Source organism: Bacillus sp. C28GYM-DRY-1 (genome assembly GCF_030519405.1).
GTDB lineage: Bacteria > Bacillota > Bacilli > Bacillales > Bacillaceae > Bacillus > Bacillus spizizenii_A.
The window spans coordinates 166,116-175,689 of sequence record NZ_JAUMKF010000006.1 but is presented as its reverse complement, the minus strand read 5'-3'; the positions used below and the strand labels follow the sequence as shown (position 1 = coordinate 175,689).

Annotated in this window: 11 protein-coding genes; 1 reads left to right on the top strand and 10 read right to left on the bottom strand. The window is 43.5% G+C overall.

The features are described 5' to 3' along the window. Nucleotides 1-145: 145 nt before the first annotated feature. From Q3W56_RS08535 to Q3W56_RS08515, 5 genes are all read right to left on the bottom strand, one after another. Entirely contained in the window at nt 146-376 is a 231-nt protein-coding gene (locus Q3W56_RS08535; RefSeq protein ID WP_302895150.1) for a YrhC family protein, read from the bottom strand. 82 nt (nt 377-458) lie between these two features. After that, the gene (locus Q3W56_RS08530) at nt 459-1,598 is read right to left on the bottom strand and encodes a bifunctional cystathionine gamma-lyase/homocysteine desulfhydrase (protein WP_302895149.1); all 1,140 of its coding nucleotides are present in this window, start codon (nt 1,596-1,598) and stop codon (nt 459-461) included. Between the two features lies 1 nt (nt 1,599). Next, the gene (locus tag Q3W56_RS08525) at nt 1,600-2,523 is read right to left on the bottom strand and encodes an O-acetylserine dependent cystathionine beta-synthase (protein WP_302895148.1); all 924 of its coding nucleotides are present in this window, start codon (nt 2,521-2,523) and stop codon (nt 1,600-1,602) included. A gap of 63 nt (nt 2,524-2,586) precedes the next feature. After that, complete coding sequence (mtnN, locus tag Q3W56_RS08520; protein ID WP_302895147.1) at nt 2,587-3,282, bottom strand: 5'-methylthioadenosine/S-adenosylhomocysteine nucleosidase; 696 nt, start codon at nt 3,280-3,282, stop codon at nt 2,587-2,589. A 20-nt stretch (nt 3,283-3,302) separates the two neighbouring features. Next, on the bottom strand, nt 3,303-3,944 hold the full coding sequence (locus tag Q3W56_RS08515) for a class I SAM-dependent DNA methyltransferase (RefSeq protein ID WP_302895146.1): 642 nt from the start codon (nt 3,942-3,944) through the stop codon (nt 3,303-3,305). Between the two features lie 191 nt (nt 3,945-4,135). Between Q3W56_RS08515 and Q3W56_RS08510 the strand changes: the two genes are divergently transcribed. Then, nucleotides 4,136-4,339: a YrzA family protein gene (locus Q3W56_RS08510; RefSeq protein ID WP_003225924.1), complete on the top strand. Its 204-nt coding sequence runs from the start codon at nt 4,136-4,138 to the stop codon at nt 4,337-4,339. A 36-nt stretch (nt 4,340-4,375) separates the two neighbouring features. On the opposite strand, the gene Q3W56_RS08505 is transcribed toward Q3W56_RS08510, so the two are convergent. The 5 genes from Q3W56_RS08505 to Q3W56_RS08485 all read right to left on the bottom strand — a co-directional run bounded on the left by Q3W56_RS08505 (nt 4,376) and on the right by Q3W56_RS08485 (nt 9,565). Next, a complete protein-coding gene (locus Q3W56_RS08505) occupies nt 4,376-5,059 on the bottom strand; it encodes a YrrS family protein (RefSeq protein ID WP_268400169.1) in 684 nt (227 codons plus the stop codon). Between the two features lie 64 nt (nt 5,060-5,123). Then, entirely contained in the window at nt 5,124-6,878 is a 1,755-nt protein-coding gene (locus tag Q3W56_RS08500; protein WP_302895145.1) for a peptidoglycan D,D-transpeptidase FtsI family protein, read from the bottom strand. 53 nt (nt 6,879-6,931) lie between these two features. Further along, entirely contained in the window at nt 6,932-7,405 is a 474-nt protein-coding gene (greA, locus tag Q3W56_RS08495; protein ID WP_019715204.1) for a transcription elongation factor GreA, read from the bottom strand. A 250-nt stretch (nt 7,406-7,655) separates the two neighbouring features. Next, nucleotides 7,656-8,291, bottom strand: coding sequence for a uridine kinase (udk, locus tag Q3W56_RS08490; RefSeq protein ID WP_003225916.1), 636 nt, complete (start codon nt 8,289-8,291; stop codon nt 7,656-7,658). Nucleotides 8,292-8,296: 5 nt separating this feature from the next. Beyond that, complete coding sequence (locus tag Q3W56_RS08485; RefSeq protein WP_014114598.1) at nt 8,297-9,565, bottom strand: peptidase U32 family protein; 1,269 nt, start codon at nt 9,563-9,565, stop codon at nt 8,297-8,299. Nucleotides 9,566-9,574: the final 9 nt, after the last annotated feature.

The following is a 9,574-nucleotide window of genomic DNA, read 5'->3' as shown; positions in this document are numbered from 1 at the left end:
ACTTCAACCGAATAACTCACTCTTGTCCTCATAGAAAAAACACCTCCAAGTCTAATTTCGGATAACAATCATCCGTTTTCAAACTTGAAGGTGTTTTTTATTTGTCTCATCTTATGGGGTCAGTCCCTGAGTTGATGGCTGTTTTTTATTCGTCGACTTCTTCCAAACGCTTCTTGTAAATCAATGAACGATCAACGCAAAAGAAGGCACCTGCTAAAAACATGCAATCCGCTAAAAACATCATCGATTTCTGGCCTAACGTTAAGCCTTGATCGGGAAGAACTGCGCCTATATATAAAAAAGTGCTGACTGCAAGCAATGTAAAAGCAAAATGCTTATAGTCCTCTTTTAAAGATTTCATTCTATTTTTATTCAAAAGAATCACCTGCCAGATTCATAGTATACGACTATTATAATATAATCTGGCAGCTTACAGGGAAAGTAATTCTATCCATTTGTTATATATTTTCAAGCGCTTCCTTGATATCTTCCAGCAAATCTTCCGCATCTTCTATTCCTACAGATATTCTGATTAATCCGTCCGTAATGCCTAGTTCAAGCCGGCGCTCTCTCGGAATAGAGGCATGTGTCATTCTTGCCGGAACAGAAATTAAGCTTTCCACCGCGCCCAGGCTTTCAGCAATGGTAAACAGTTTCAGATTCCCTAAAAATGCATCAACCCGCTCTTCACTGCCGATATCAAACGAGATCATGCCACCGAAGCCAGACCCTTGTGTTTTTGCAAGCTCATGTCCGGGATGATTTGAGGAACCAGGATAATATAACGTTTGGACACCAGGATGATTCTCCAGAAAACTTGCGATTTTTCGCGCATTTTGGTCGATCGCTTCCATTCTGAGTCCCAACGTTTTGATTCCTCTCATTAACAGCCAGGAATCTTGAGGGCCAAGGACGCCGCCTGTGGAGTTTTGCACAAAATGCAGCTCTTCTCCAAGCTCTTTCGAAGCTGTCACAACTAAACCGCCGACGACGTCACTGTGTCCGCCAAGATATTTTGTCGCACTGTGAAGCACAATATCAGCTCCTAAAGTGAGCGGCTGCTGAAAATAAGGAGTGTTAAAGGTATTGTCGACAATAAGAAGAACATCCGCTTTTTTTGCGGTATCAGCCATTAACGCCAAGTCAGTGATTTTGAGCAGGGGGTTTGTCGGTGTCTCAATATAAATGGCTTTTGTGTTTGGACGAATCGCTTTTTCGACTTCTTCTCTGTTGCTTGTATCGACAAATGTTGATTCAATGCCAAGACGATTAAGCACCTTTGTCATTACGCGGTATGTTCCGCCGTACACATCATCAGTCAACACGACATGATCTCCGCTGTTAAACAGCATCATAACCGCTGTAATAGCAGCCATTCCAGAACTGAACGCATAGCCTGCTTCCCCGCCTTCCAGCTCTGTCACAAGTGCTTCGAGAGCGGACCTTGTCGGATTGGCCGTTCTTGAATACTCATAGCCGGTATGCTTCCCTGCTTTCGGTTGCTTGTACGTGCTTACTTGATAAATGGGCACGGAAACCGCGCCTGTTTTTTCATCGCCTGTAATTCCGCCATGTATCATCAATGTTTTTTTCTTCATATCAGATGCCTCCTTCGTATATTTGTTTGCTGATATAACGATCACTGCTGTCAGGAAATACAGTGACAATGTTTGTACCTGCGGATGCTTTTTTTGCTTCCTTCAATGCTGCATAAAGTGCTGCACCTGAAGAGCTTCCGATCAGCAGACCTTCTTTTTTCGCCGCTTCTTTCACAAGTCTAAACGCATTCTCATCTGTTACGGTGTAGATCTCATCAAAATGGCTCTCATTCATATAATCGGGGATGAATTCCATGCCGATGCCTTCTGTTTTATGAGCATGCGGCTCTCCTCCATTTAAGATGGAGCCCTCTGGTTCAACAATCACTGTTTTGACTGCTGGATTTTTTTCTTTTAAGAAGGATGCAGTTCCTGCGAATGTGCCCCCTGATCCTGCCCCTGCGACGAACGTATGAATATTGCCGTCAAGCGCTTCCCATATTTCAGGCCCAAGCGTCTTATAGTAAGTCGATGGATTTACTTGGTTTTTAAATTGCAAAACACAATAAGAATTTTTAATTTCCGTCTCCAGCTGAATGGCTTTTTGAATGGCTCCCTGCATTCCGTCTTGACGCGGTGTATGAATGATCGATGCGCCAAGCGCTTGCATAATTTGCTGTTTCTCTGTGCTGAAATGTTCGGGAACACAGAAAATCGCTTGTAATCCATATTTTCTGGCACTCAGCGCAAGGCCGATCCCTGTATTGCCTGCCGTGGCTTCTATAATCACTCCGCCGGGCTTCACCTTTCCCGACTCCAGCGCGTCACGGATCAGCATATCTCCCAGTCTGTCTTTGATGCTTCCGCCGGGATTCATCATTTCAAGCTTGGCATACACTGCGACTCCCTCAGGAACATCAAAGTTCCTCAGGCGGAGAAGCGGTGTGTTCCCAATCAGCTCGGTAATGTCCGTAATAACAGTCATATATGTCCTCCTCCTTGATAGAGGTTGTTTTTAGGGAAAACGGAGGAGAATTCTCCCCCGTTCTTAATGAATTCGTTTGATCACTTTTAACACAAGCTCTGTTGAATTGACAGCCGCCTGCTCTAAAAAATGGTCAAATGATACATGTGATTCTTTTCCTGCGATATCAGATAACGCTCTGATGACGACAAACGGCGTTTTAAATTGATGGCATACTTGAGCCACTGCCGCAGCCTCCATTTCAACCGCGTACAGATCAGAAAATCTCGCACGCACCTCTTCAACCCGCTTTGGATCGTTCATGAAAGAATCGCCTGTTGCGATTGTTCCTTTTGCAACCTGAATGCCGTTTAATTCAGAAATCGCTTCTTCAGTGATGTTGATTAGTTTTTCATCTGCCGCATAAGCAGCCGGAAGACCCGGAACCTGACCGTACTCATAATCAAAGGCTGTTACATCTACATCATGGTGGCGAACGTCAGTAGAAATCACGACATCTCCTACATTCAGTGTATGATGAAATCCGCCCGCTGAGCCTGTGTTAATAACATAATCAGGCTTGTAACGGTCAAGCAGAAGCGTTGTGCTGATGGCAGCATTTACTTTTCCAATTCCTGATTTTAAAAGAATCACTTCAGTTCCTTCATATTCGCCTGTTGTAAATTCACAGTGTGCGATTGTTTCTGTTTTTGCATTTTCAAGTTTGCTTCTTAGGATGGTAACTTCCTCTTCCATTGCTCCGATGACTGCTAGTTTCATCTATTCACATTCCCTTCACTTTACCGTTTGATCGCCTCCATTATCCACACGAAGTCGTTTTGCTGAGTGAATTGGACTGCAAAACCTTCAGCCGTAAACATCGCTTTCAACGCATCTAATGTAGGATAATGCTCCGTCTCTAAATCATGTACCAGCTGATTGAAGCCTTGAGAACGGGCTTTATCAATAGCCTGTTGATATGCTTGCATATCTTCAAAGACGGTATCGGCAAACACTATTCTATCATGCAAGTGAAGGTATGTGCCATAATGCTTTATGGCAGCCCGCTTTTCTTCGTCGGTCAAATGATGAAAAGCATATGAACTGACAATTGTGTCAGCATGAAATGGAGGTTCAGGAAATGTCAGGAAGTCTCCGTCAACGATTTCCGCCCTGCCTGAAAGCTTGTCAGAAGCTAATTTACGCATAGCGGGAGACGGTTCAATTCCAAATACAGATTTGCCCGCTTCCAGCAGCTTGGCTGTCAAATTCCCCGTCCCCGGGCCAAATTCTAACACATGCGTTCCAGATCTGCTGACGATGGACTCAAGGATATCATCGTAGCCTCTGAACGCTTCTTTATACTGAATATCAAAACCTTGTACTGTTTGGTCATAAGTTGCTGCCCAATCTTCAAAGAGAGGAATAAATTCACGTCCCATATTTGTCACACTCCATATTTTATAATTCCTATAAGCATACTATGAATTAATGATGGAACAGTTCCTATCTTACCACATCTTCTGGAAAGCAGGTACTAAAACACTTCGTGTATTTTAGGCCATCTATATTGCGCGCTTACCGCAAAAAAGCTTATACTTCATATGACTTGTGAAAGCTGGAGGGTCTGGACATGAATTTTCAATTAGATTTGATAAAAGACAAAGTGGAATTTTTTGAAGCGGCTTCATTGCAAGAGCTTGAAAAGAAAATCAATACCCAAATTGAAAACAATAAAGCCATCATGCTCCGGGTGAAATCTGTTTCACACCAAACTGCTGTGGCAGACGGCAGAATATTGTACAGCGCGGTTGTTCACTTCGCAGCTGAGGCCTAAAACAAAAGCAGCCGGCTCTAAACCGGCTGCTTTTGTTTATTTTAGTTTCTCTACTTTTGTCGGCTTCCAGCCTTTTTTATCAACCCATGTAATCGTGACTTGATATTTATCCCCAGTCGTCTTGTCTAAAATCTTGCCTTTGGCATCCTGAGGGCTGCCGTTGTTACCGAGCCATAGCACCGTCATGTTATCTGTTGAAACACCGGTTGCATATGAAATGGCATTTAGCATTTCAGCCCAGTCTTGTGAACTTGAGTCATAAGTTGCGGCGTGCTCGCCCGTCTGCTCAGTTCCGACTGCTTTCCAGTCAGGATTTTCATACGTTTTTTCCACGTCGCTTGATGAGCCGCCTTCAGTAACTTTTGCGTCTTTAAGCGGGTCATCTGAATCTGAGCTTGAGCCTGAATCAGAATCATCACTTTTAGAAGAAGAATCATCCTCTTTGGAATCAGAAGATTTCTCAGAATCCTTTTCGCTGTCAGAAGTATCTTTCTTGCTGTCTTTTATATCTTCGTCCGATTTCTTTTCCGTCTTTCCTGAAGCCGGAGATTGCGCTGTTTCAGAATCCTTGCTGACATCTTTGCTAGAAGGACTGTTAATGAAGAGATTAGCTGCTACTACGACAATTAATATGGATACGATTGCGATTAAAATGTTAAGCACTAAATTAGCTTTCCTGCGCTTATCACGGTTTTCATAACGAGATTGATTATTGCTCAATAATTCTGCACTCCTTTATCCCTCTTGGCTCAGCATATATTTTACCATGTGCTGAGAAGTTGTTCTATTTCTTATTGATTTGAATTTCGTGTACGTTTTTAACAATATCATAAAACACCGAATTTGTCAGAGCCTTATCCCCCGGCGTATCCATGTGTAAAACGACAAGAGCATATTTCGGCTTATCCGCCGGAAAATATCCTGCAAACCATTTTTCATAGAGCGTTTCTTTCTCTTTTGAAAGCTTGCCTGTCTGGGCTGTTCCTGACTTCCCTGCTACAGTATACGGAAGATCCTGAAACCTTCTGCCCGTTCCGGAAGGAGATTCCACCACCCGCCGCAGCATTTTTTGAAGCTGCTGTGCCGTATATTTATCTATCGTTTCTCCTTTAAGCTTCTGATCTTTAAACGTAACGAGTGTTGTGCCGTTTTTATATTCAATTTGCTCAGCGATTTTCACCTGCCGCTTATCTCCGCCACGGGCGATTGTCGCCATCATATTGGCTACCTCGAGCGGCGTTACCTTTACATTTTTCTGCCCGATCGCTGTTTGTGCAATGGCTTTTTTGACTGCTTTGTCTTTATCATCCCCCCAAATCACGCCGCTTTTTTCGTTATAGAACTGGCGGAAATCTGATTCGTGATATAGTTTTCCTTCCCAGCCTGCCCGATCAGTGAGAGCCAGCTTTTCGGACATGTCTTCAATAACCGAGCTGTCTTTTTTCATTAATTGTTCTGCAAGGCTCGTAAATGTGTAGTTGCAGCTTTGGGCAAAACTTTCATCAAAAGACAAGGTTCCTTTGTCGTCACCCGGTTCCCCGTACAGGTTTAAATTACAATTAAAGGTTTGGCTCGGCTTCACCGTATCATTTTCGATCGCAGCTGCGGCAATGACTGTTTTAAAAACAGAACCGGGATAGATTGGCGTCAGCATATAATTTTGAAGCGTGTTTTGCCGTGAGACATCGGCATCCGGTTTGCTTACAATTCCCAGAACGCTGCTATTTTCGATGTCCAGCAGCACAGCTCCTCCTTTTTTCAGCCCCTGTTCATCCAATATCTCCTCCATCGCTTTTTGTATGCTTTGATCGATCGTTGTTTTGATTTGGAGCGGATAAAATGTATTGGCTTCAGCTGTATATTTGACGTCCATGCCGAACAAAGGGTTTCCTTTTCCGTCCACATGATATAAAAGCTTTGTGTCTTGTTCCGGAAGCAAAAACTCATCAAATGTCCGTTCTAAACCGGTTGTACCGATTTCTGTTGTAATCGGAAGGTTCTCCTTATCAGGATATTTTTTGCGGAGAAGCGCCGGATCTTGATTCGTGCTTCCTATCGTATGTGAAGCAAGGCTGGGCTTGTCTTCATTCTCCATATATACGCCGTAAATGCCGGGATATTTCAAAGAATTGATTTTTGTGATGGATTGTTTCGAAAGTGTTTTGATTTTCTTTTGTTGCAAAATGACCGGTTTTTTCGCCTTTGCGAGTGTCTGGTGCAGTTCATCTTCAGACATGCCGAGTATGTCCGCAACCTTTTGGATCGGCCAATCCTGCGTCAGCAGAAAAGGGAACAAAACAACCGCAGGCTCGCTTTTACCGGTCAGCGCCTGCCCGTTTCGATCCAAAAAGGAGCCTCTTCCGTCAGAAATGAGCACTTCCTCCGTCCGCTGTTTCACGCTTTCCTGGATCAGATTGATTTTCTTTTTTGAAAATGATTCTGTGAAAAACAGCTGGATCTCCGCCAGCCTCAGCAGAAGCAGAAAAAACACGATCAAAAATGCAATGACTGCCAGCTTCATTCGTTTCGATATCTTCATAAAAAAACACCTCATCCACATTGTGGACGAGGTGTTTCTTTGCTAAACGGATATTATGAAATTTTCACAATTTTCACGAGCATTTCTCCGCCCGGTGTTTGAACTGTGACTTCTTCATCTACTTTTTTGCCCAGCAGGCTTTTTGCGATCGGTGAATCGTTTGAGATTTTTCCTTCAAACGGATCAGCTTCAGCGCTTCCAACGATTGTATATGATTCTTCGTCACCGTCAGGCAGTTCGACGAAAGTGACGGTTTTTCCCAAACCGACAACGTTAGAGCCGCCGTCATCTTCAATGATTTTCGCGTTGCGGATCATATTTTCAAGAGTCGTTACACGACCCTCTACGAATGCCTGCTCTTCTTTCGCTGAATCGTATTCAGAGTTCTCGGAAAGGTCTCCGAAACTTCTCGCAATTTTGATGCGTTCTACTACTTCTTTTCGTTTAACCGTTTTCAAATATTCTAATTCTTGTTCAAGTTTTTGTTTTCCTTCTACAGTCATAGGAAAAACTTTCTCTTGTGCCATGTCCCTTCACTCCTTCTGGTTGTCCCTCAACATCTTCGATTATGTATGAGAGCATAAACTAAAAAATACAAGAATGAGAACACAGGGCAGTCCTCGTTCTTCTCTCCCATATAGGTACTGTTTATCTTAAACTGAATCTTGTCGTTCTGCAAATATTTCGCGTTTATAAACAGGGAAAGAAGGGAATTTGCACATCCCCTTCCTGCCTATACATAATATGGTCAGAGTTATTTATGTCTATGCTATGGTATTACAAAATCGCGTTTTGTTCAAGAATGGTTTGGATTTTTGTGACCATTAGATCAATTGCGACGTGATTCTGTCCGCCTTCCGGGATAATAATATCAGCGTATCGTTTCGTTGGCTCGACAAATTGGTTATGCATCGGACGGACAACTGACACATATTGTTCAATGACAGAGTCAATAGAGCGGCCGCGCTCATTAATATCTCTCATAATCCGTCTGATGATACGCAAGTCAGCGTCTGTATCAACGTAAAGCTTGATATCCATCAGATCACGGAGCCTTTTGTCTTCAAGAACTAGAATGCCTTCAAGGATAATAACATCCTTGGGCTCTACGTGAACCGTTTCCTCTGAACGTGTGTGAAGCTTATAGTCGTAAATCGGCTTTTCAATCGGGCGGTAATTCAATAGATCCTGAATATGCTCGATTAAATAGTCATTATCAAACGCAAGCGGATGATCATAGTTTGTGTTCAGCCTTTCTTCAAACGGAAGATGACTTTGGTCTTTATAATAAAGGTCTTGCTGGATCATTAAAATCGAGTGTCCTTTAAATTGTTCATAAATCGACCGTGTGACACTCGTTTTTCCTGAACCGGAACCTCCTGCGATTCCAATGACTACTGGATTCTTACCCATGGGTGTTACTTCCCCTTTCTCATCATGTTGCTCGGATATATCTTTTTGTCTAGTTTGAATTTGACAATTTGCAGGGGATGGCGGGCAGCATCTAGCTCATTACCGTCTTCGTCCCAAATGGTTTCAATCGTATGTGTAAAGTTTTCAATTTCCGGACCGAAAAATTCCACTTCGTCGCCTTTTTTGAAGAAATTACGCTGCTGAAGTGTGACCATTTGTGTGTCTTCATCATAATTCAGCACTAAGCCGACAAAATCAAACGTCGTTTTTTTGGCGTGCTCACCGAACATTTGCTCTTCATAGCCTGGCGTTCCTTCAAAGAAAGCTGTCGCAGTGTCCCGGTTGGCGCACTTATCAAGCTCTTCAAGCCATTCTTTTTGAATCACAAAGTTATCCGGATCAGCGCAATAAGCATCAATGACTTTGCGGTATACGCTGACAACTGTTGCTACATAGTGAATTGATTTCATGCGGCCTTCAATTTTTAAGCTGTCGATGCCCATTTCGATCATTTTCGGAATAGATTCAATCAGCTTCAAATCTTTCGGGCTCATGGCAAATGGCGCATCTTCTTCACCATACAAAGCAACGGCGTTAGCACCGTCTGTTTGATACAGGTCATAATCCCAGCGGCATGACTGGCAGCAGCCTCCGCGGTTGGAATCCCGCGCTGTCATGTGATTGCTCAGGACACAGCGGCCGGAATACGCGATACACATCGCTCCGTGAATAAACGATTCAATTTCGATATCTACTTTTTCTTTCATTTCTCGGATTTCGAGAGCGCTTGTTTCACGTGCCAGCACAACGCGGTCAAGGCCTTCTTCCTTCCAGAACTGGACAGCCTTCCAGTTTGAAAGAGACTGCTGTGTGCTCAAGTGAACCTCAACATTCGGCGCCACTCTTCGGCATGTTTCGATAATAAGCGGATCTGCCACAATGATGCCGGCAACGTTGGCGTCTCCAAGTGCTTTCAAGTATTCTTCAAGCCCGTCCATGTTTTCATTATGGGCGAAAATATTTGTCGTTACGTAGATCTTCGCGCCATATTGTTTCGCGAATTCAACGCCTTCTGCAATTTCTTCGATCGTAAAGTTGTCAGCATTTGAGCGCAACCCGTATTCCTGTCCTCCGATAAAGACCGCGTCCGCTCCGTAGTGAACAGCAATTTTCAGCTTTTCAAGATTACCCGCAGGTGCGAGAAGCTCCGGCTTTTTTGTAATCACACGCTTCCCATTGACGATTGTGGATATTTTATCATTTACGGCAGTCATAGCTTAACC

Bases quoted from the DNA above. Each gene is read 5' to 3' on its own strand.
- Q3W56_RS08530 (WP_302895149.1), bottom strand. From the start codon at position 1,598: ATGAAGAAAAAAACATTGATGATACATGGCGGAATTACAGGCGATGAA.
- Q3W56_RS08515 (WP_302895146.1), bottom strand. From the start codon at position 3,944: ATGGGACGTGAATTTATTCCTCTCTTTGAAGATTGGGCAGCAACTTAT.
- Q3W56_RS08510 (WP_003225924.1), top strand. From the start codon at position 4,136: ATGAATTTTCAATTAGATTTGATAAAAGACAAAGTGGAATTTTTTGAA.
- mtnN (WP_302895147.1), bottom strand. From the start codon at position 3,282: ATGAAACTAGCAGTCATCGGAGCAATGGAAGAGGAAGTTACCATCCTA.
- Q3W56_RS08485 (WP_014114598.1), bottom strand. From the start codon at position 9,565: ATGACTGCCGTAAATGATAAAATATCCACAATCGTCAATGGGAAGCGT.
- Q3W56_RS08525 (WP_302895148.1), bottom strand. From the start codon at position 2,523: ATGACTGTTATTACGGACATTACCGAGCTGATTGGGAACACACCGCTT.
- Q3W56_RS08500 (WP_302895145.1), bottom strand. From the start codon at position 6,878: ATGAAGATATCGAAACGAATGAAGCTGGCAGTCATTGCATTTTTGATC.
- greA (WP_019715204.1), bottom strand. From the start codon at position 7,405: ATGGCACAAGAGAAAGTTTTTCCTATGACTGTAGAAGGAAAACAAAAA.
- udk (WP_003225916.1), bottom strand. From the start codon at position 8,291: ATGGGTAAGAATCCAGTAGTCATTGGAATCGCAGGAGGTTCCGGTTCA.